This window comes from Pseudomonas sp. MWU16-30317, from assembly GCF_020515695.1.
Classification (GTDB): domain Bacteria; phylum Pseudomonadota; class Gammaproteobacteria; order Pseudomonadales; family Pseudomonadaceae; genus Aquipseudomonas.
In genome coordinates this window covers 58,598-79,807 of record NZ_JAIWJA010000012.1, presented here as the reverse complement: position 1 = coordinate 79,807, position 21,210 = coordinate 58,598, and the positions used below count along the sequence as shown (strand labels likewise).

The 21,210-nt window shown below is 59.9% G+C and carries 22 protein-coding genes and 1 pseudogene; 9 read left to right on the top strand and 14 right to left on the bottom strand.

The window, feature by feature from the left end; all coding sequences use genetic code 11:
- Positions 1-77 precede the first annotated feature (77 nt).
- The gene (locus LIX93_RS26190) at positions 78-2,438 is read left to right on the top strand and encodes a membrane-bound PQQ-dependent dehydrogenase, glucose/quinate/shikimate family (RefSeq protein WP_226506956.1); all 2,361 of its coding nucleotides are present in this window, start codon (positions 78-80) and stop codon (positions 2,436-2,438) included.
- 162 nt (positions 2,439-2,600) lie between these two features.
- On the opposite strand, the gene frmR is transcribed toward LIX93_RS26190, so the two are convergent.
- The 6 genes from frmR to LIX93_RS26160 form a co-directional block, all read right to left on the bottom strand.
- Positions 2,601-2,876, bottom strand: a complete 276-nt coding sequence (gene frmR, locus LIX93_RS26185) for a formaldehyde-responsive transcriptional repressor FrmR (RefSeq protein ID WP_226506955.1) — start codon at positions 2,874-2,876, stop codon at positions 2,601-2,603.
- Positions 2,877-2,997: 121 nt separating this feature from the next.
- On the bottom strand, positions 2,998-3,390 hold the full coding sequence (locus tag LIX93_RS26180) for a winged helix-turn-helix domain-containing protein (RefSeq protein ID WP_226506954.1): 393 nt from the start codon (positions 3,388-3,390) through the stop codon (positions 2,998-3,000).
- A 15-nt stretch (positions 3,391-3,405) separates the two neighbouring features.
- Positions 3,406-4,389, bottom strand: a complete 984-nt coding sequence (locus LIX93_RS26175; protein ID WP_226506953.1) for an LLM class flavin-dependent oxidoreductase — start codon at positions 4,387-4,389, stop codon at positions 3,406-3,408.
- Positions 4,390-4,418: 29 nt separating this feature from the next.
- The gene (locus LIX93_RS26170; RefSeq protein WP_226506952.1) at positions 4,419-5,228 is read right to left on the bottom strand and encodes a TIM barrel protein; all 810 of its coding nucleotides are present in this window, start codon (positions 5,226-5,228) and stop codon (positions 4,419-4,421) included.
- A gap of 15 nt (positions 5,229-5,243) precedes the next feature.
- A complete protein-coding gene (locus tag LIX93_RS26165; RefSeq protein WP_226506951.1) occupies positions 5,244-6,044 on the bottom strand; it encodes a TIM barrel protein in 801 nt (266 codons plus the stop codon).
- Positions 6,041-7,057 carry an LLM class oxidoreductase gene (locus LIX93_RS26160; protein ID WP_226506950.1) on the bottom strand — a complete coding sequence of 339 codons (1,017 nt, stop codon included), beginning with the start codon at positions 7,055-7,057 and terminating at the stop codon, positions 6,041-6,043. Before LIX93_RS26160 ends, LIX93_RS26165 begins: the two co-directional genes overlap by 4 nt.
- 144 nt (positions 7,058-7,201) lie before the next feature.
- Here LIX93_RS26160 and LIX93_RS26155 point away from each other — a divergent pair, with 144 nt between their 5' ends.
- On the top strand, positions 7,202-8,083 hold the full coding sequence (locus LIX93_RS26155) for a LysR family transcriptional regulator (RefSeq protein WP_226507047.1): 882 nt from the start codon (positions 7,202-7,204) through the stop codon (positions 8,081-8,083).
- 58 nt (positions 8,084-8,141) lie between these two features.
- On the opposite strand, the gene LIX93_RS26150 is transcribed toward LIX93_RS26155, so the two are convergent.
- The 3 genes from LIX93_RS26150 to LIX93_RS26140 are packed head-to-tail and all read right to left on the bottom strand — an operon-like array spanning position 8,142 to position 10,299.
- Positions 8,142-8,813: a phospholipase gene (locus tag LIX93_RS26150; protein WP_226506949.1), complete on the bottom strand. Its 672-nt coding sequence runs from the start codon at positions 8,811-8,813 to the stop codon at positions 8,142-8,144.
- A 2-nt stretch (positions 8,814-8,815) separates the two neighbouring features.
- On the bottom strand, positions 8,816-9,649 hold the full coding sequence (locus tag LIX93_RS26145) for a class III extradiol ring-cleavage dioxygenase (RefSeq protein ID WP_226506948.1): 834 nt from the start codon (positions 9,647-9,649) through the stop codon (positions 8,816-8,818).
- A 20-nt stretch (positions 9,650-9,669) separates the two neighbouring features.
- Positions 9,670-10,299, bottom strand: coding sequence for an NAD(P)-binding domain-containing protein (locus LIX93_RS26140; protein WP_226506947.1), 630 nt, complete (start codon positions 10,297-10,299; stop codon positions 9,670-9,672).
- A gap of 109 nt (positions 10,300-10,408) precedes the next feature.
- Here LIX93_RS26140 and LIX93_RS26135 point away from each other — a divergent pair, with 109 nt between their 5' ends.
- Positions 10,409-11,308 (top strand): LysR family transcriptional regulator, encoded by a 900-nt coding sequence (locus LIX93_RS26135; RefSeq protein WP_226506946.1) that lies wholly within the window; start codon positions 10,409-10,411, stop codon positions 11,306-11,308.
- A 96-nt stretch (positions 11,309-11,404) separates the two neighbouring features.
- Here the strand turns inward: LIX93_RS26135 and LIX93_RS26130 are convergent, their stop codons facing one another.
- The 4 genes and pseudogenes from LIX93_RS26130 to LIX93_RS26115 form a co-directional block, all read right to left on the bottom strand.
- Positions 11,405-12,355 carry an alpha/beta hydrolase gene (locus LIX93_RS26130; RefSeq protein ID WP_226506945.1) on the bottom strand — a complete coding sequence of 317 codons (951 nt, stop codon included), beginning with the start codon at positions 12,353-12,355 and terminating at the stop codon, positions 11,405-11,407.
- Between the two features lie 53 nt (positions 12,356-12,408).
- Positions 12,409-13,202, bottom strand: a pseudogene (locus LIX93_RS26125) (SDR family oxidoreductase).
- 130 nt (positions 13,203-13,332) lie between these two features.
- The gene (locus LIX93_RS26120; RefSeq protein ID WP_226506944.1) at positions 13,333-13,686 is read right to left on the bottom strand and encodes an antibiotic biosynthesis monooxygenase; all 354 of its coding nucleotides are present in this window, start codon (positions 13,684-13,686) and stop codon (positions 13,333-13,335) included.
- Positions 13,687-13,774: 88 nt separating this feature from the next.
- Positions 13,775-13,972, bottom strand: coding sequence for a 4-oxalocrotonate tautomerase family protein (locus tag LIX93_RS26115; protein ID WP_226506943.1), 198 nt, complete (start codon positions 13,970-13,972; stop codon positions 13,775-13,777).
- A 225-nt stretch (positions 13,973-14,197) separates the two neighbouring features.
- Between LIX93_RS26115 and LIX93_RS26110 the strand changes: the two genes are divergently transcribed.
- The gene (locus LIX93_RS26110) at positions 14,198-15,100 is read left to right on the top strand and encodes a LysR family transcriptional regulator (protein ID WP_226506942.1); all 903 of its coding nucleotides are present in this window, start codon (positions 14,198-14,200) and stop codon (positions 15,098-15,100) included.
- A gap of 23 nt (positions 15,101-15,123) precedes the next feature.
- Here LIX93_RS26110 and LIX93_RS26105 read toward each other — a convergent pair whose 3' ends face one another.
- Complete coding sequence (locus LIX93_RS26105; RefSeq protein WP_226506941.1) at positions 15,124-16,023, bottom strand: LysR family transcriptional regulator; 900 nt, start codon at positions 16,021-16,023, stop codon at positions 15,124-15,126.
- A 144-nt stretch (positions 16,024-16,167) separates the two neighbouring features.
- Between LIX93_RS26105 and salA the strand changes: the two genes are divergently transcribed.
- From salA to LIX93_RS26080, 5 genes are all read left to right on the top strand, one after another.
- Complete coding sequence (salA, locus tag LIX93_RS26100; protein ID WP_226506940.1) at positions 16,168-17,457, top strand: salicylate 1-monooxygenase; 1,290 nt, start codon at positions 16,168-16,170, stop codon at positions 17,455-17,457.
- A gap of 99 nt (positions 17,458-17,556) precedes the next feature.
- Positions 17,557-18,705: an NAD(P)-dependent alcohol dehydrogenase gene (locus LIX93_RS26095; protein WP_226506939.1), complete on the top strand. Its 1,149-nt coding sequence runs from the start codon at positions 17,557-17,559 to the stop codon at positions 18,703-18,705.
- A gap of 29 nt (positions 18,706-18,734) precedes the next feature.
- A complete protein-coding gene (locus LIX93_RS26090) occupies positions 18,735-20,186 on the top strand; it encodes an aldehyde dehydrogenase (protein WP_226506938.1) in 1,452 nt (483 codons plus the stop codon).
- 325 nt (positions 20,187-20,511) lie between these two features.
- Positions 20,512-20,889, top strand: coding sequence for a hypothetical protein (locus tag LIX93_RS26085; RefSeq protein ID WP_226506937.1), 378 nt, complete (start codon positions 20,512-20,514; stop codon positions 20,887-20,889).
- Entirely contained in the window at positions 20,882-21,073 is a 192-nt protein-coding gene (locus LIX93_RS26080) for a DUF1289 domain-containing protein (protein ID WP_226506936.1), read from the top strand. The genes LIX93_RS26085 and LIX93_RS26080 overlap by 8 nt, the downstream gene beginning before the upstream one ends.
- Positions 21,074-21,210 lie beyond the last annotated feature (137 nt).

Sequence of the window (21,210 nt, the reverse complement as noted above, 5' to 3'; positions counted from 1 at the left end):
GTGGGTTCATATAATTCAAATAAATCGGGAGATCCAACTTGTCTGTTACTTCACCTGTGCAAAAACCAAGCGTCTCAATGGGGTTGAGGCTTTATACCGTTATTCTGGGAATCATCCTCTTGGTAGCAGGTGCCTACCTGGTCTACGGAGGCGGCCAACTGATCGGTTTGGGCGGGTCGTTTTACTATCTGCCTGCGGGCATCGCGTTGATCCTCGTTGCGGTGCTGTTGCTGCGGTGTGATCCGCGAGCGCTGTATCTGTTTGGTGCGTTTTTTATCGTTACCCTCGTCTGGGCGTTCGTCGAAGCCGGCCTGCAGTTTTGGCCCCTCGCGGCGCGGCTGGGCATGTTCGCGGTCCTGGGGATGTTCATCGCGCTGTGCACGCCGGCGTTGGCCAAGGCGCAGGGCAGGGTGGACGCGCGATTGCGTGGAGTTTCCTACGCCAGCGCCGCGGTACTTGGCATTGCGCTGATAGCCGCGTTCATCAACGCGTTCAGTCCCATCTGGTTGGTCAAGCCGGGTAATGCTCCCGTAGTGGCGACCGACTACAGCGACTCGACCGATCAACACCGGTCGGTCGGTTTTGGTCGGACGCCCTCTGGCGAGAACTTCGCCCCGGACAAGCAGATAACGCTGGATAACGTCAGCAGCTTGCAAGTGGCCTGGACGCTACGCAGCGGTGACGTGACCTTCAATGGCGCCGAAAACCAGAATTCGCCGCTGCAGATCGGCAATACCTTGTACCCCTGCACCCCGACCAACCAGGTGATGGCGGTACGCGGCGATACGGGGGAAGTGCTGTGGCGCTTCGATCCCAAGGTGACAGTTAAAAGCGCGGCCGGCTGGATGCGCTGCCGTTCGTTGGCGTACATGGAGGTCGCCGATCTACCCGATGGGGCGCCCGGCAAGACACGGGTATACCTCACCACCGGTGACATGCGCCTGATTGCCCTGGACGCGAAAACCGGTCAGCCGGTGGCCGACTTTGGCGAAAACGGCACCGTATTCCTGGCTACCGGCATGGGCGCGGTGATTCCCGGGTTTTACAACCCGACCTCGGGCCCGGTGCTTGCCGGCAAGAACCTGATCGTCGGCGGCTGGGTCATGGACAACCAATCCACCGACGAGCCTTCCGGGGTGGTGCGAGCATTCGACGCGGTGACCGGCAAGCTCGCCTGGGCGTGGGACGTCGGCCGCCCCGGTCAGCCAAATCCGCCGGCACCGGGGACCAGCTACACCCGCAGCACGCCGAACATGTGGGCGACGCCGACGTTCGACGCCGAGCTGAACACGGTGTATCTGCCAACCGGTAACGGCACCCCGGATATGTTCGGCGGCAAGCGCTCGCCCGAGACGGATCGCGTCAGCACTTCGGTGGTCGCTCTGGATGCCAGTACCGGCGAGGAGCGTTGGACTTACCAGCTCGTGCACCACGATATCTGGGATTACGATCTGCCTTCCAAGCCTGTGCTCTACGACATGCCGGATGGCAAAGGCGGACGTATCCCGGCGCTGATCCAGGCCAGCAAGAATGGCGAGATCTTCGTGCTGGACCGCCGCACCGGCGTACCGATCACCAAAGTCGAGGAACGCCCCGTACCAGGCGATGGCGTAGCGGGCGAACGTTTGTCCAAGACCCAGCCTTACTCGGTGGGCATGCCGAGCATGCGTGACACGGTGCTCAGCGAAGCGAAAATGTGGGGCATCACCCCGCTGGATCAGTTGAGCTGCCGAATCCAGTTCAAGAAGCTCTACTATGCCGGCGACTACACACCGCCGCAGATGGAATGGTTTCTTCAGAACCCGTCATGGTTCGGTACCACCAACTGGGGTGGCCAGTCGATCGACAAACGTCACGACCTGATGATCGTCAACGACATGCGCGTGATGATGAAAGGGCGCCTGCTGACTCGCGATCAGCAAATCCAGCGTGCACGTGAGTCGGGCAAAACCGACCACAACGTCGGTGGTGTCGTGCCGATGGACAACACGCCATATGGTGCCGAACGTGGCATGGTGCAGTCGGTCCTGGGTGTACCGTGCACTACTCCACCGTTCGGCACCATGGCGGCCATCGACATGAAAACTCAAAAAGTGCTCTGGCAGCGCTCGTTAGGGACTCCGGAGCAGTTCGGGCCGCTGGGGCTCAAGACTCACCTGCCGATCGAACTGGGCATGCCGACGCTGGGCGGCGCCACCACCACCGCTTCAGGGCTGATCTTCTTCTCCGCGACTTCGGACTATTACCTGCGTGCATTGAATGCACTGACGGGGGCGGTCGTATGGAAAAGTCCGCTGCCGGTGGGCGCAGGGGCCACGCCACTGGTGTTCACTTCGCCTGAGGACGGTCGCCAATATGTCGTGGTTACCGCTGGAGGCACGCGCGCGGCGCCGGATCATGGCGACTACATCATTGCGTTTGCGCTGCCCAATAAGTAGCGCGTGACCGTAAGGAGGAGCAGGTCTCCTCCTTACGCCGCGCAGTTGAATACTTCTGAGGGCGACACACTGTCGTTGGCAACAAGACGCATGGCATGGGCGATCAGGCGATGCAGGCCCAGTTGAATAGTGACGCACCGTAAATATCCACGTTACGGCAAGTTACTTCAAATAAGTCCTGATCAAGGAAATGACTTCGTCTATTGAAGACTTTTGGGCCTGCGTGGTGTCATCCAGACCGGTGAACTCTTCTCGCAGATGGCTCTCCAGCACCCCTGCCATCAAGCCGTTCACGGCGCCACGCATTGCGGCTATCTGCTGAAGCACCGGACCGCATTCAGCACCTTCTGTCAGCGCCGTTTCCAAGGCGTCCAGTTGTCCGCGGACGCGGCGAATACGTGCAAGAACACGTTTTTTCTCTTCTGGTGTGTGCGGCATGGAACCCCCTATCGTGTTACCTGGCGGGGGAGTCTACACATCTACCGCAGGGCAGTATATCCAGCCACGCGCAGCTACCTTTGACGAAGAGGGGGGCAAGCGGTGATCGCGCTGCTGACCGCTAACGGTCATTATTGGGTGCTGATGCCTCCAGATGCTGTGCCAGGCTTTGCAAAAACAACGTGATTGCCGCCTCATTACGTTTGAAGAAACGGAAAGTCCCCGCACTTTGCATTTCTACCAGCCCCGCGCGTTTCAATTGCGCCATATGCGTTGAAACCGTTGATTGCGACAGTCCGCAACGCCGTGCGATCTCACTCAAGCAGACGCCAAGCTCCATCCCGTGGTGTTGCTCCGGGAAATACTTGTGCGGCTGCTTGAGCCATTCGAGAATGTCTCGCCTTGCGAGGTGCGCGATAGCCTTTATCAGCGCGTCCAGGTCGGTCAGCGGCGCCGCACTTCTAGAGTCGTCACGCGGATTATTCTGTGACACCTTCAGACCCTCATCAGCCATACGTAAAAAGCCGCGTCAGTCCAGCAGATCGCCAATCGACTCGGCGGCGAGTTGGTAGGAAAGGCAGCGCGCCTGACTGTCATGAATCCGCGCGTCGATGATGACTTCGTCCGCCTGCGTTGTGGCAATGAACTGTCGAAGCCAGTTACCCACGTCTTCGACATCGCCCACGGCGGTGCAGGACATGGCCTGGGACAGGTTGTGCCGTTCGTAGTCGGATAATCCCCGCATGAAGCCTTCTGTGGGCAGCGGCAGCGGCCCTGGCTTGCCGCTATAGAGATCGTGGACCCAGTGCTGGTGGGAGCTGGCCAGGAACTCTGCCTCGGCGCGATCGGGTGCCGCAAAGACATTGGCACCCGCGATCACGTACGGCCTGTCGAGCACTGCTGAGGGACTAAAGGTCGATCGATAGTGCTCGATCGCTTGCATCAAAAAGCGTGGGGCAAAGTGCGAGGCGAACGCGTAGGGCAAGCCGTTTCTCGCTGCCATGTCTGCACTGTTCGGACTCGAGCCCAGCAACCAGAGCGGTAGGCTGTGATCGCCTGGAATTGCCCGGACCGGCTGACTGCCATCGTCGGCGAGGTAGCCGGTCAGTTGCTGCACGTCTTGATCGAAATCGCGTTCCGTGGCATCCCCGCGCAACGCGCGAATGGCGGCCCCGGCCGAGCCAGGTGCACGTCCAACGCCGAGGTCAATGCGCCCGGGAAACAGCGTGTCCAGCGTGCCGAATTGTTCGGCCACGGCCAGCGGCGAGTGGTTGGGCAGCATGATGCCGCCGGACCCGACGCGCAACGTGGTAGTCGCCGCAGCCAGGTGTTGAATCAGCAAGGTTGTGGCGCTGGAAGCGATCCCCGGCAAATCGTGGTGCTCGGCGACCCAGTAGCGTTTGTAGCCGTGCGCTTCGACGTGCTGGGCCAGGGCTACGGCATCGTTCAGTGTATTGGCGAAAGTGTTGCCTTCGCCGATCATCATCAAGTCAAGTACGGATAAGGCAGTCATTACAGAATCTCGCTGGAAACGTGGATAGGTCAGGCGTCTGCGCGTAAGGGTGCCCAGGTCGGATGCGCCTGCAGACGTCGGTCAATGTCTCGCAAGGTCGTGAGGCAACGTTGCAGCTTGAGGTAGATATCCCCGCCGTAATCCCAACCCAGTACACCGATGCTGCCGGTGTAGCCGACACGGTTCAGGGCGTCGATCACTGCAAAGTTGTCCATTTCGCCGCGGTCGACCGGCTCCATGGTGGCGGCACCGCCCCAGCCCAGTTGCGATAGCGCGCTGCCGGAAGTCACCACCTGCATCAGCCACGGTTTCATGGCCTGCAGCCGTTGTTCAAGCTGGCCTTCCTGGCTGGCATACCAGTGGTAGGCATTGAACGAGGCGCCCAGACGGGGGTGGTTGAAGTGTTCGCAGATCTGCACCACTTGGCTGGTGGTCTGCGTCACGTGATGGAGGTGCGGATAGAGGGCGATGCGCAAGCCGCGCCGCTCGGCGATCGGCAGCAACGATTCAATGAAACGCAGGATCGCGGCGTTACCGTTGATGGAGGTCTGCACGGCCAATTCGATCAGTTCGACGCCCTCGACGGTTTCGACGACCTTGCGCAGCAGGTGGTCGTTGCGGCCTTCATGCAGCACCAGGTAAAGCCCTTCGACTTTGAGCCCGTGGCGTTCGCGGACTTGTGGCAAGAGGGTCAGGTCGGTCAAAGGCGTGCCGCCCCAGACGGAAACGGTGATGCCATCGTAGCCGAGGTCGGCGAGCATCGCGCATTGGGTCTCGAAGGCATAGACGCCCATCGACGAGTAAAAAAACGAGTCGAGCGCATGGACAGAGTGATTCATGGAAAGGCCTCGCGATCAGTAGGGCAGTGGGTCGAGCACGGCCCACTCTGGATGGGCCGCCAGGCGCTGTTCCATGGAGCGGAAGGCGGTCATCGAACGACGCAGATTGCCGTACACGTCACCGCCCATGCTTTCCCAGCCCAGCACGCCCACGCGACCCTCGAAGCCTCGGCGTCGCAGGGCGCCCAGGAGTACGAAGTTATCCATTTCGCCTTCATCCAGAGGCTCGATGGTCGCCAGGCCACCCCAGCCCAGTGGCGATAGGCGGCTGCCGGCGATGTTCACGTTGCGCAGCCAAGGCCACACGGCATCGAGTCGTTGCTCCAGGTGTTTTTCCTGGTTGGCGTACCAGTGGTAGCCATGGAAAACGATACCCAGGCGCGGATGGTCGAATTGCTCACACAGGGCAACGGCTTCGGTGGTGGTCTGCAGGCCGTAGCGTGCATGGGGATACAGGGCGATCTGCAGGTTGCGGCGCTCGCAGATCGGCAGCAGTCGTTCAAGCATACGGCGATCGAGGTCGGTCACCGTGTCGCCTGAATGCAACGCGAGCTCGATGGTCGAGCAGCCCTCCAGGCTTTCGAAAATGCTGAGGACGAACGCCTCGAGGCCCTCGCGATAGATTAGATAGACCGCACCGACATCGAGCCCCCACTGCGTCTTGATGTCAGGAATGGCTGCGAGATCCTTGCTCCACGCTGACATGGTCATGCCCTGGTAGCCAGTCTCGACCAGCATTTCGCACTGTGCCTGCAGAGGGTAGGTCCCCAGGCGGGTCTGGAAAATGAAGTCCATGTGATGGAGGGCATGTTTCATGCGGGCTGCTCCGTACGTAATCTGGCAGAAGTTGAGGTCAGGCTTGGGAAGTGCGGCAACACGTATTCACCGAGCTCGTCGATGACCTCCGAAGCATGACGGCGTTGCGGCTTGAAATGCAGGGCGACATGGTTGACGCCTTGGTCCTGCTGGCGCTTCCACAGTTCGATCAGTGCATTGCGCCCGGCGCGCAACACGCGGCCCGGTTGTACGGGGAGGTCGGGGTCCTTGGCCAGGTCGAACAAGGTGCCGTACCCGTAGGGCTTGAAGCCATTGCCACCACAGGCCGCACGCCAGCGTTCGATGATCTGGGGGAGGAGTGCCGGGTTGGAGATGTAGGACAAAATGCCGTCGGTTTGCTCACCGATCCACTCCAGCGACTGGCCCGATTGACCAATCACAAGGGTCGGTAGGCGCGAAGCGGCAGGTTTGGGGACCAAGTCGAGGGAGCCGTCGAGGCGGCCATAGAATTTCGACGCATGGGTGGCCCAGTTTTCTTCCGTGGCTGCGCGCACCATCGCCAGCGCATCACGAAAGCGTTCGGCGCGGTTCTCGAACTCGAGGCCGAACGCCGGGTACTCCACGGGACGGTCTCCGGTTGCCAGGCCAAGGATGAACCGCCCACCGAGCAATTGATCGATGCTGGCGGCCTGTTTGGCGACGATGAGCGGGTCGCGCAGTGGCAAGACGATCCCGGCGGTGCCGATGGTGATGCGCTGGGTGACGGCAGCCAGGTAGCCGGCGTACACCAAGGGGTCGAGTATTTGCCCGACGTCACCGAAGTTGGGATCGTAGAACGGTACGTCGCGCAGCCAAATCGCGGCGAAGTTGGCCTCGTCGACTTTTTGCGCCATCAGCGCATGGTCTTCTAGCGTCGGGCCAGGGCTGTCAGGGTAACTTTCCAGGGGGGCAATAAAACCGAAAGTCAGATGGCCTGGCTGAAAAACCCGCGAGTAGCCACGGTGAGCCATCAATTCAGGGCTAAGAGGGGGCAGGGACGCATTGGTATTCATGTCAATCCTCATACAGGGCCGGATTGGATCAGTCCGCCGAAAAAGGTGTTACTGGATGAGGTCAACTATAAGGAGATCACGCCAAGAGAAAAACAGGATACAATTCCGAACATTCAGGAATCTAATTCTCAGTTGGTGTACCCAATGGATCATTTCGGAGCACTCGGCACATTCGTACTTGCCGCGCAGACCCGCAGTTTTACCGAGGCCGGACGGCGCATCGGGCTGTCTGCTTCGGCGGTCGGTAAAGCCGTCGCACGGCTGGAGGCAGACTTGGGGGTGCGCTTGTTTCACCGCTCCACGCGGGCGATCACGCTCACTGCCGAGGGTGGTTTGTTCCTTGAACGATGTAATCGAATATTTGCCGAATACGAGGTCGCCAGAAATGAACTGACCTTGGCCGCAGGCAAGCCGCAAGGCAAACTGCGGGTCGGGCTGCCGCAACTGGGCACCAATCTCATGCCGCATTTGATCGCTTTTCAGCAGGCGTACCCCGATGTAGAGCTTGAATTGGAATTCAGCGACCGACTGGTCAATGTCATTGAGGAGGGGTTCGATGCAGTGATGCGCATCGGCGATGTCGAAGACTCCCGGCTAGTCATGCGCAAGCTCAACGGTTACAGCCACCGCTTGCTCGCCTCGCCCACCTACCTGGCCAGGCACGGTGTGCCGGATCAACCCAGCGACCTGAGTGCCCACTCCTGCCTGCGCTATCGCTACCCGAGCAGTGGCAAGCTGGACCCATGGCCACTGGTGACAAACGATCAAGAAGGCATGCCGGACGTCCCCCGATCGGCTACCGCCAACGCGATCGAACCGCTGTTGGCGATGGCCGAGGCGGGGCTGGGGATCGCCTGTCTGCCTGACTTTTCCGTTGAGGAGGCCGTCGCCACAGGACGATTGGTGCCGGTGCTCGAAGCGTACGTGCGTGACTATCGAACCTTCAGCATTCTTTGGCCATGGAGTCGCCAGCCACTGCCGAAGATCAAGGCCTTCGTCGACTTCATGGCTAAGCGGCTTGGCTGAACATTCACGCAAAAATGCCGGCACTTGAGTGTCCGGCATTCGTGCGAGAGTGTGTTGTTCAGTCGGCCAGCAGCAACGTTTTGGTCAGCCACTTGGAAAAGTCAGCCAGTTCGTCACCGGTGATTTCGTGAGCCATATCGTAGTGATGGGTCTCGTGGGCAACGCCAATCCGGTCCAGCCAGGCATCGGCTTCCTTGGCCCAATCGATCGGTAATACACCATCGCGCTGGCCGTGGGCGATAAACGCTGAGGTCGACTTCAATCGCTCCGCGGAAGCGATCTGCGGTTCGATCTCGCGCAGCATGCGGCCACTCAACAAGGCAAACCCCTTGACCAGCTCCGGCTCGGTGACGCCGATGCTCGAACTCATGATGCCGCCCTGGCTGAAGCCGGCGATCACGGTCGGCAGTTTGGGCAACGCTTCGATGAAGGTTTGCAGCAGCTTGCGGCTGCCTTCGGCTTGCTCATAGCTGAACGATGGGCCGTTGCTGGTGAAGTTGACCTGATACCACGCGAAGCCCTGGGGACCCACCTGCAGCGGACCGCGCAGCAGCAGGACTTCGATATCGTCAGGCAGCGAGGCCGCCAGCGAGGCCAGGTTGGCTTCATTGGAGCCCACGCCATGGAGCAGCAGCAAACGCGCCTTGGGGCTCGAGGTGTTGCAAGCCTTGCGGAAGAAGATGCCGGATTCCTGCTCGCGAGCGGGCTCCGAGAAAGTGATATTAGCCATGATCAATTACCGCCTTGTGCAGGTTGAGCCGACTCGGCGGGCGCGGCGCCGGCCGAGGAGAATAAGTAGCTGTCCATCGCCAGGACACCGTAGGTCACGCCGCCTTCAAGCACGCGTGTCTGATAGTCCTCGCCCGCAGCGCCGAGCGCGATGAACAGCGGTAAGTAGTGCTCATCCGTTGGATGAGCACGCTCAGCCGAGGGGGCGTATTGCTTGTAGTCCAGCAGTTGGTCGAGGTTGCCTGCGGCGAGGGTTTTTGCGGTCCAGGCTGCAAAATCCTTGACGTATTGGGCGCCGTGGGGCGTCGCACCGCGGAACTCGTACAAATTGTGGGTCAGGCTGCCGGACGCAATGATCAGAACGTTCATGTCCCGCAAAGGCTTGAGTGCCTGGCCTAATTTCCATGCTTCGCGCGTATCGAGCGTAGCGGGCATCGACACTTGCACTACGGGAATATCAGCCTCAGGCGCCAGATACAGCAGCGGCACCCAGGCACCGTGATCCAAGCCGCGATTGACGTTCAGGCTGGATTTCCAGCCGGCCGTGTGAAGCATGTCGACGATCTGCGCCGCCAGTGCCGGTGAGCCCGGCGCCGGGTATTGAATCTGGTAAAGGGCGTCGGGGAAACCGCCGAAATCGTGAATGGTGGATGGTGCGGTGCTCGCGGTAACGCTGACTTCGTCGCGAGTCATCCAGTGCGGAGAGAGGATGACGATCGCGTCGGGTCGCGGCAGTTCGCGACCGAGCTCGGCCAGATGTTTACCAGCCAGACCGGGCTCGATTGCAAACATGGGAGCACCATGAGACACAAACAGCAGGGGGAACGACGTGTTCATGGCGTTGACTCCGGGTTGAGTTACTTGTTCAGCCAGACGGGGGCGACCGAAGTGCCCAGGCCTGCGCCGTAACCGAGATAGATGTTGAAACCAGCCAGCGGCTCCAGATAACGCGCATTGACCAGGCCACCGGCGTCTACTGTGTTCCAGCCCAGGCTGCGGGCCAACGAAGCGGCGGTTTGTTTGGCGCGTTCGCTGTCACTGGCAACGAATACGCTGCCGCGCTGGTTGTCAGCGAACAGCGGGCCGTCGGCCAGTACCTGAGCGAACAAGGTGTTGAAGGCCTTGACGACCTGGGCACCGGGCACTGCCTTGGCGATTTCTTCAGCAGCGCTGGTAACGTGGCCAATGGTCAGTGACATGTAGTCAGCGCTGAGCGGGTTGGTGATGTCGATGACCACTTTGCCAGTGAGATCGCCAAGGCTCTGCAGCGCTGCGGCGGCGTCCGGGAACGCAGTGGCGACGATCACTACTTCGCTGTCGCCCAGTGCTTCAGCCGCGTTATAGGCGCTGACGTTGGTGAACGGTGCGGCGACGCTCTTGGCTTTTTCAAGGTCGCGGCCAGTGATGCGCACGGTGTGACCGGCGGCATCGAGTTGTTTTGCGAACGCCGAGCCCATGTTGCCGGTACCGATTACTGTGATTTTCATAGCTACCTCTTAGGAGTTGGTTTGCGTTTCGATGGGGTTAGTCTATAGGTTTGAAAAAAGACATAAATAAGTGTAAATATGATTAATAGTTCCACTAGGCGAGATAGTCATGGATCGTGCTTTAGAAATGCAGGTGTTCTGCATGGTGGTCGACAAGGGCAGTTTCGTAGGGGCCGCCCAGCCTCTGGAGATGTCCAAGGCGGCCATCTCGCGCTATGTCAGCGGGCTGGAGGAAAGACTCGGTGCGCGCCTGTTGCACCGCACCACACGGCGCCTGTCGCTCACGGAGGAAGGTCGGCAGTTCTATCATCAGGCCAAGGATGTATTGGCGATGATGGACGCGGCGGAGGAAGCGGTATCTTCGGCGGCGCCCGAGCCGACCGGTGTTCTACGGGTCAATGCGCCGGTGAGTTTCGGCGTCCTGCACCTGGGCTCCGTCTGGGCAGATTTCATGAAGGCATATCCCAAGATCGAGTTGGACATCAGCCTCAACGACCGGCTGGTGGATCTGGTGGAAGAGGGATTCGATGCAGCCATTCGTATCGCCCGCATGGAGAATTCGTCGCTGGTGGGGCGGCGTCTTGCGACTACCCGGATGTGTCTGTGCGCGTCGCCAGAATATCTGCAGAGTCATCCGCCGGTGCTGGCGTTGGAGAATCTTGCCGAGCACGGTGTAGTGGCCTATACCAATTTCGCGAGCGGCAATGACTGGACGTTTCACGGGCCGGCTGGGCCTGAAACCGTGCGCACGCGTCCGGTCGTGCGCTGCAACAATGGCGATACCTGTCACAGCATCACCTTGGCGGGCGGCGGAATTTCTTTGCAACCGAGCTTTATGGTGGCCGAGGATCTGCGCACCGGGATGTTGCAGGAGATTCTTCCCGAATACCGTTCGATCGAACTGGGGGTCTACATAGTCTATCCATCGCGCAAGCATTTGCCGCCCAAGGTGCGGGCGCTGGTCAACTACCTGGCCGAGCGCTTCGCGCATCCGGTATGGGAGCAGTGATTTAGCGATAGGAAAAGGCCCGGCCGCGAAGGGAGCGAAACTGTCGGCCGGGCAAGATGGGTTGAACGTTGACTTGGGGGCGATCGATGTCCGGCCTCAAGCGTTGTCGAGAAAGCCCCTCAGGTCGGCTGCGAATTTCTCGGGATTCTTGAACGCCAGAAAGTGATCTCCGTTCTCGGCTTTCGTGTACACGTGAAGCTGCGACCCCTCGATGACCGAATTCATCCAATGCTGGCTGTGCAGCCAATCGCTGTACTCGCCGGTAAAAATGGCCGTGGGTACATCGATCTTGGTACTGATTACATCCCGCCAGTCGTTGGTGGTGTGATCAAACAGTACCTGTCCGGTAAAGGCCATATCGTCACGCACGACCGCCTGGACCAGGCTCAGGACGTTGTGGAAATAGGGTGAAGAGACATCCACCGCTCGTTCCAGTACTCGGGTCTGGGAAATCAGCATGTTAGTGGTGCCACCGGTATAGGACGCAATCATTCGTTCCGGGGAGGTGGTGAATGCGCCTGCATCGAGTCGCTCTTGCTCAGTCCAGTCGGCGTGGCAATAGATCGAGGGCGCCTGGTCGATAATGGTCAGCGTGCGAACGCCGCGCGTGCCAAACAAATCGATGTAGGCCCACATCACCGACGCGCCCATCGACCAACCGCAATAGTCGGCCTCAGTCAGGTCCAGGTGTTCAGCAAACTCCTTGACGTCCATGGCATAGCGCGCAATTCGGTTACCAAAGGCGGCCTTTTCGGACAGGCCTTGATTGCGTACGTCCAGCACATACACGTGGTAGTGCTGGCTCAACAGCTGCATGAGATGGAAGTACATCGCCCCATTTGCCGACCAGCCGGGGATAAACACCAGCGGCTTGCCGCTGCCCGCTTCCCAGTACGCAAGATTGACGTTGTCGGTGGTGACGAAGCTACTGACCGTAAGCCCAGCAAAATCCGATGCCTTGGATGGCTGGCCGGCGATCTCATGGGGGAACTGGAACTCTTCGCCGAGCAGATCGCGAAGAGATAAAGCCTGCAGTGGGTAATTCATTCAAAAACCTGCGATAAATCGGCAGGGCCGGCGAAATTCGCCGGCCCTGCACATCAGACGATGTCGTCGACCACGCCGCCGTCGACCCGCAGCGAGGCGCCGGTGGTCGCGCTGGCTTGAGGCGAGCAGACGTAGACGACCATGTTGGCCACTTCTTCGGTGGAGGCGGCGCGCTGGATCACCGAACTCGGGCGATGCTCCATCACAAACTCGGCGGCGACCGCCTCCAATGATTTGCCGCTACGCTGCACTTCGGCCTGGAGCATGTCGGCCAAGCCTCGGACAAGGTCGGGCCCGGCAACACGCTGTTGACGGTCACGCCGCTGCCGGCAACGCGTTTGGCCAAGCCCCGGGCCAAACCCAGCTGGGCCGTTTTCGAGACGCCATAGTGGATCATGTCGGCTGGGATGTTACGGGCCGACTCGGAGGCGATGAACACCACCCGGCCCCAACCCTTGGCGACCATGGCGGGCAACAGAGCGCGGCTCAGGCGGACGCCCGACATGACGTTGGTGTCCCAGTACTGGTCCCAGACGTCGTCGGCGGTTTCAAAAAAATCCTGAGTGCCGTAGATACCGGCGTTGTTGACCAGCACGTCGATCGTACCCGCACCGCTGACCAAGGCCGCTGCGCCTTGCGCATTGCCCAGGTCGGCCGCGACGCCGGAGATCGAGGCGTCTGGCACTGCTGCTTGCAGACGAGCGATGGCGTCCGTGACGGACTTTTCGCTGCGGCCATTGACGATGACCGTTGCGCCGGCCTCAGCCAGGCCTTTGGCTATCGAGTAGCCGATACCGCTGGTCGAAGCGGTGACCAGCGCGCGTTTACCGCTCAAATCTATTTTCATGGTGACTCCTCAAGAACAGGTGTGGAAGGTGGGGCCTATACAAGTTGGCCGCTCCTCCCAAATTTGGGCTGCGATCAAACGAACTCGAGCACGTCTTGAACAGCCGTCGGGACTGCGCAGGTTGCAGCGCTCAGCGGCTGAAGCCGTCAAACGGCGTCATGTACACGGCGCCGAACGGGTCAAGGCGCTTGCGGATTTCCGCGTCAGGGGTGCCGTAGACGGTCAGGCTGGTGATGGTGCACAGCTGCAGAAAACGCTCGCCAAAAGGAGCAAACGTGAGGTCGACGTGGCTGACCACGGAGTCGGCCTTGTAACGTTCAAGGATATGCGCGGTGCTGTTGTCTTCGTTGACGCTGTACTCGTAGACCAAAGTGCCAGGTTCCTTTTGGGTCTCTGGAACGATCTGAGCGATCAGGGCTTTGAATTCGGCGAATTCTTCAGGCTTTACTGCGAGGGTGAACAAGCAAGAAATATACGGGTGCATAAGAGGATTCTCGTTCGAGGGTGCCGTCCGCAGACGAGCAGGGTGATGCATCGCTGAACCAGCCGATGCATTGAGGCGTGCAGACAAGTCAGGACTTGTCGGGCGCGCCACCGAACAGCTTGCCGGCACCTGCCCAGTCGGACGGTGCTACGTCTTCGAAGATGACGTAGATGTAGTTGGCATCGGTACCGGTGTTCTTGACGATGCTTTCGGTGATTTCTTTGGCAACGGCTTCTTTAGCGGCGTGCTCTTTACCTTCGAACCAGCTGACACGTACTACGGGCATGGAATATTCCTTTTGGATGAAGTTTGAAATGAGTGGAGGCGTCATCGGCTTTTCGGCCTTTGGCTGGCTTCCCGCTCGCAAGGTGTAAAGCGCTAAGTGCAGGGCGCTGGGCCTCGAGCCTCGGTCACCTTTCGAGATGAATCCATGCTAGTGTAGAAATCATCTGCGATAAACAGCCCTTAGCTCTCTTATGGGTAGACAAAATATCTACAGTGGTCAGTACTTATGCTTCCTACAGATACGCTTCAGGGTGTCCTCACCTTCGTTGTAGCTGCTCGGGCCCAAAGTTTCACTGAGGCCGCCGAGCGCCTCGGTATCTCCAAATCAGCGGTTGGCAAGGCAATTGCGCGTCTTGAAGAGCGCCTGGGCACGCAGCTTTTTCATCGGTCTACGCGCCGTATCAGTCTTACCGCCGATGGCGAGGCTTACTTCGCGGCCTGTTCGACGGGCCTGGAAGAAATCAGTACTGCTGAACGAGGCCTTGGTCCCGGAGACCGCGAGCCGTCTGGGCGGTTGCGGGTTGATATGCCTGTGGCATTCGGGCGTCGTGTCGGCGCGCCGCTGCTATTCGAGATCGCCCAGAAATATCCGGCGCTGCAACTCAACATTACCTTTTCCGATCACTTGGTGGATCCGATCGAAGAGGGCATCGACCTGTTGGTGCGCTTTGGCGAACTCAAGGACACCCATGGATTGGTTGCACGCTTGCTGACGCGCCAGCGATGGGTCATATGCGCGGCGCCTAGCTATCTGGCCCGGGCCGGGGAGCCCAAGAGTCTGGCTGACCTGGCCACCCACCACTGCATTGTGGGTCATCGACGCGGCCAGCCATTAAGTTGGCGGGTCAATCTGAAGGGCGAGAAGGTACGCTACGCGCCCCCTTCGACTCACCAGATCGGCGATGGTGAAGTCATGATTACCGGCGCTGTGGCCGGGATCGGCCTGTGCCAAATGCCGCGTGCCTTGCTCGAAGACGATATCAAGGCAGGAAGACTGGTAGAGGTGCTCCAGGAGTTCGAGCCGGAGGCGGTGGACGTGCATGCAGTATGGCCAAAGGTTTCGCATTTGCGGCCCAAGGTTCGGTATGCGGTCGATGAACTGGTGAAGATTTGCCAAGGTTGGTCCTGACCCACTTCTTTTGCGGTGCGGGCCTAGTCGCTGAACAGCTCGAACATCAAATTGCGGAACCAGATATTGGCTGGATCACGGTTGAATCGCGTGTGCCAGAACAGGTTGATGGCTATTTCCGGCAGTGGCAGGGGCAAAGGTACCGTGGTCAGGCCGAACGGACCGACGCAGCTGGTGGCAAACCGCTCGGGTACTGTGGCAATCAAATCAGTGTTCTGCAGGATATGGCCCACGGCAACGAAATGCGGCACCTCCAGGCGGATTTCCCTGACCAGCCCAGCGCGGTGCATATAGGTGTCGATCTCGCCGTGGCCAGTGCTGGCGGCCACAATTCGAACGTGGCCGTACTGACAGAACAGCGCCTGGGTCATTTCACTGCGGGTAATCGGGTGGCCTTCGCGGCACAGGCACACGTAACGATGGTGGAACAAGCGCCGCTGATAGAAGCCTGCCTGCAGGTCCGGGAGCAGGCCGACTGCCAGATCGACATCGCCATTGGCCAGTCCCTCGGACAGACCCGCATGACTGCGCAGGGTGCTGACTGAAATCCCCGGAGAGGCCGCCAACAGGCGCTCGATCAGCCGCGGCATGAAATAGATCTCGCCAATATCGGTCATTGCCACGGTAAAGCGCTTTTGCGCCGTAGCGGGGTCGAAGTGATCATGACGGTTGAGGGCGCCGTGCAAGGTGGTGATTGCGTGGGAGACCGGCTCCGCAAGCTGTACCGCATAGGGGGTTGGATCCATGCCTAGTGACGTGCGAACGAACAGCTCATCGCCAAGCACGCCGCGCAGACGCTTTAACGCATTGCTCACCGCCGGCTGGGTCATTCCCAGATTTTCGGCCGCCCTGGAAACGCTGCGGTCGATGAGTAACTGGTGAAAAACCACCAACAGATTGAGATCCAGTTCGCGTAGCTGCATGAGCGTTCTCTGGGGATCAAGGGGAAACAACGCGAGGAAGTATATTCACACTGGTGATAGTGTGTATGGGGATGGCGCCATTTATCAATGGGTTGTGAATAGTCATGATCGGTCTATTCCAAAAACAACACATAAGGTCTTCCCATGAGTAGCCCTCATTCCAAGCTGCAGATCGGTATCGTTGGTGGCGGTATCGCCGGGGTGGCGTTGGCACTGGATCTGTGCCGTCACTCCCATCTTGATGTTCAACTTTTCGAAGCTGCCCCTGCGTTCGGCGAGGTAGGCGCGGGTGTTTCCTTTGGTGCCAATGCCGTACGGGCTATCGAAGGGCTTGGCCTTGGCAAACCCTACGAGCTCATCGCTGATCGAACGGCAGCACCGTGGCAAGATATCTGGTTCGAATGGCGCCGCGGCGAAGACGCAGGATACCTGGGCGCCAGTGTGGCCCAAGGTGTAGGTCAATCGTCTGTTCATCGTGCCGACTTCCTCGATGCACTGGCGACGCGCTTGCCCGAAGGCGTGGCAAGTTTCGATAAACGTGCCACGCGGGTGGAGCAGCAGGGCGAGCGTGTTCGAGTTCACTTCGCCGATGGCAGCGCCCATGAGTGTGACCTGCTTATAGCAGCCGACGGCATCAAGTCCAACATCCGTGACTATGTGCTTGAGGGGTTGGGCCAGCCCTTGGTCGCGCCCAAATTCAGCGGAACCTGCGCCTACCGCGGAATGATCGACAGCGAACAGCTGCGGGCAGCCTATCGGGCGGCCGGTGTCGACGAGCACCTGATCAACGTACCGCAAATGTACCTCGGCCTCGATGCCCACATTCTGACCTTCCCGGTGAAGCAGGGCAGGTTGATCAATGTGGTCGCTTTCATTTCGGATCGTACTTCCCCAGATCCTGTCTGGCCGCAGGATACGCCTTGGGTAAAAGCCACCTCCCAGGCCCAGATGCTTGAGGCTTTTGCGCATTGGGGGGATGCCGTACGCGTGCTGCTGGAATGTATTCCAGCGCCGACGCTTTGGGCACTGCACGAGCTCGATGAGCTGCCGTGCTACGTGCACGGCCGCGTAGGGCTGATCGGCGATGCGGCGCACGCGATGCTTCCTCACCAAGGCGCTGGCGCGGGCCAGGGCCTGGAAGATGCCTGGCTGTTGGCGCAAGTGCTGGCCGACCCCCGCGTGACCGAGGCCAGCCCTACAGAGGTGCTGAAGGTCTACGACGAGATTCGCCGTCCGCGCGCTTGTCGCGTGCAGCGCACTTCCCATGAAGCCGGGGACCTCTACGAGTATCGAGACCAAAAGGTGGAGGGCGACGAAGCGCTGCTCTCATCCACCCTGGCCAGTCGTTTCGACTGGCTGTGGAATCACGATATGGCCGCCGACCTGGCGCAAGCCCAGGTACGACTCGGCTGGACTGCATCCGCCCGAGCCTAGCCTTGGTGTGCACGGCCGCCTTGTGCGGTCGTTGCAGCCTTGCAGCTAGATCGACCGACACCGCCCAACCCCAAGAAAACCAATAAAGAGAATCAAGGCATGTCCGTAAGCGAACTCAAACCTGTCGAAGTTACCGTTGCTGTCCTGCGCGAAGCGGGGGCGCCACTGAAGCTGGAGCGCGCGAATCTCGCCGTGCCCCGCGCCGATGAAGTACGCGTGCGCATCGTCGCCACTGGTGTCTGCCATACCGACATGGTGGTACGCGATCAGCTGTTTCCTACGCCGTTGCCAATCGTTCTAGGCCATGAAGGCTCAGGGATAGTCGAAGCTGTCGGTGCCTCGGTCACCACCATCGTGCCGGGTGATCATGTGGTAATGACCTACATGTCCTGCGGCCTGTGCCTGCCGTGTGAAACTGGCCACCCGGCGCACTGTTCGCACATGCATCCGCTCAACTTCGGCGGTGGCCGCATGGATGGCAGTACCTCCACCTGTGGCTGTGAAGACAACGCACCCATTCACGATCACTTCTTTGGCCAGTCGTCATTCTCGACCTATGTCGTGGCCAATGAGCGCAATGTGGTCAAGGTCTCTAAAAACGCGCCGCTTGAATTACTCGGGCCACTGGGTTGCGGTATTCAGACTGGCGCAGGTTCCGTGCTCAAGGCCATGGAGGTAGAGGCGGGCGCCAGCTTCGTCGCCTTCGGTGCCGGCGCGGTAGGCCTTGCAGCGGTAATGGCCGCCAGGGTTGCAGGCGCCACCACCATCATCGCGGTGGATGTCACACCCAGTCGGCTTGCCCTGGCGCTCGAAGTAGGCGCTACCCACGTGATCAACAGCCGCGAGGAGGATCCAGTACAACGCGTGCGCGAGATCACCGGTGGCGGCGCCAACTACAGCCTCGAATGTTCGGGCCGCGCCGAGGTGCTGCGTCAGGCCATCGACGCGATCACCACGCTGGGCACCTGCGGCATCGTCGGTGCCACGAAGATGGGCACAGAGGTGGCGTTCAATATCAACGACGTGATGATCCCCGGCAAACGCATCATGGGCATCGTCCAAGGCGATGTGGTTGCCAATGCGTTCATCCCGACCCTGGTCGACCTGCACCTGCAGGGCCGCTTTCCGTTCGACAAGCTCTGCCGTTTCTACTCGTTCGAGCAGATCAACGAAGCGATGGCGGACAGCGAGAGCGGTATCACCATCAAGCCTATCTTGCGCATGACCGTTCAAGTCGATCGGGCCTGATTCGCGCGACCCAATCAAAGGTATCAAGCATGAATGTCCAACTGCTAATCGATAACGTCAAACAGCCCGCCTCAGGGGGCAAGACTTACCAGCGCCACAACTCTGTGAGCGGGAAAACCGTTACGACCGGTGCGGCAGCGTCCGTAGACGATGCCCTGAAAATCGCTGAATCCTCGCAGCAGGCGTTCAAGCGATGGTCCAAAGTCGGCCCTACCGAGCGGCGCCGCCTGTTGCTGGCCGCCGCCGATGTCCTGGAAAGCAAGATGCCGCAGTTCTGTAGCGTGATGGCCGAGGAGATTGGCGCATCGCAACTGTGGGCCCAGTTCAATGTGAGGGCTTCGGCCAATCTGCTGCGCGAGGCGGCTGCGCTGACCACGCAGATCAAGGGCGAGACCATTCCCACTGACAAGCCCGGCACCTTGTCGATGACGCTGCGTCAGCCTGTGGGAACCGTGCTCAGCATCGTGCCGTGGAATGGCCCGGTCATTCTTGGCGCCCGCGCTATCGCTTACCCACTGGCGTGCGGCAATACGGTGATCTTCAAGGGCTCGGAGAACAGTCCGCGCACGCACGAGCTGCTGGCTGAAGCGTTCATTGAGGCCGGGCTACCCGCAGGCGTGCTGAACTTCCTGATCACGGCCCCAGAGGACGCCGCAGCGGTGACGGAGGCCCTGATCAGCCACGACACCGTACGCAGGGTGAATTTCACCGGCTCTACCCATGTTGGCAGAATGATCGCGCAGACCAGCGCCAAGTACATCAAGCGCTGCTTGCTGGAACTGGGCGGCAAGGCGCCGTTCGTGGTGCTTGACGATGCCGACCTCGATGGCGCTGTTAACGCAGCGATATTCGGCGCGTTCCTGTATCAAGGCCAAATCTGTATGTCGACCGAGCGCTTCGTGGTGGACGAGAGCATTGCAGATGCCTTTGTCGAAAAGTTCGCCGATCGTGTGCGCAAGCTAGAGCAGGGCAATCCCGTCGACGCTCCGTCGTGCGTCATCGGCCCGGTCATCGCGCAGGGGGCCGTGCAGCGGATCAACCAACTGCTCGATGATGCGATTGGCAAAGGCGCCAAGATCGTCGCCGGTGGCTTGGGCGACCAGGCCTTGATGAGCCCGACGCTGGTCGACCGGGTGACATCCGCCATGTCGATCTATGACGAAGAAACCTTTGGGCCAGTGACCACCATCGTCCGCGTCAAAGGCGCCGAGCACGCCCTGGAAGTCGCTAACGACACCGCCTATGGGCTGTCGTCCGCGATATTCAGCCGGGACGTCAGCCGTGCCCTGGATCTTGCCAGCCGTCTGGACGCAGGCTGCGTGCATATCAACGGCGCCACCGTACAGAATGAGCCGCAGGCACCTTACGGCGGCATGAAAAATAGTGGCTATGGCCGTTTTGACGGTAGCGCTGTAGTCGAGGAATTCACTGAAGTGAAATGGGTAACGGTCGAACCCTCCGACCAGCCTTACCCCTTCTGATTGCGCTAGCAGCGGCAACAGGGCGGTCGATGCTTTCACCTGAGCGCAGATGTGATTGCGCCTCCGCGCGGAAGGGGAGCCTATTGGCTAAAGCTGACTATCCCGTTGTAGCGACATCGGGACTCGATCAGCTCACTTCATATACCTGCCCAGCACAATGCTGGGCAGTTCGCTTGTTGCGATCACTCACATAGCGATGCATGATGCCAGCCCTTATAGGTGTAGCAGGCACGCTACGCATCAGGCTGAAACAGCACAGCACAGGTCGCTCGACCAGCCCTGCAGACGCTTGCACTGACGACCCTACATTTGCAGAGGAAACTTCATGGCTTCGTTGAAGCGTCAGTACTCGGGTATCGAGCGCGAGTTGGCGCGGGCGCTGACCCGTGCCTGTGAGACAGCTAAAAGCGAAATACCCGGTTTCGAGTGGCTGACCCATCGCGTCGACTACAACCACTTCCCTGCCAGCCTGGAAGTGACATGGGTATTCGATAGCGACGCTAGTTTGAACACCGCTCTAGGCAACCAGGACAAGCGCAGGATGCAAGACCTGACCCTCACGGCTTTCGAGGATATTGGCATCGCAGTTTCGAACCCCGCATCGCACGTTGTGTTCGACTCCCAAGAGCGCTGCGAGTCCGTACATGGCGGTAACTGGGCGGCCCGCCTGAGTTCTAGCCGTTCGGGGAGCAAGCGTGGCTAAAGATATTGAAAACCCCTGTGTGTCGCTGTGCCAGCTGAACAGCGAAATGTGCGTAAGCTGCGGCCGCACCCGGGAAGAAATCCGTAAGTGGCGCGGTATGAAACGCCCTGAGAAAATGGCGGCGGTGCAGAATGCCGCCGCGCGTATGAAAGCGATCGCCAAACGTGTCGCCAAGAACAGGTAGCAGTTCCTTGGCCGACCTGAATTATCGCGCTTCGGCTCACCGCACCTTGCAAGAAAAAGCCAGCGGCAAATCGCACAGCCGCTATTGCGATGGTTTTAACGGCGGGCGTCTTTTCGTTGCGCCTGGTTCACCAGGGG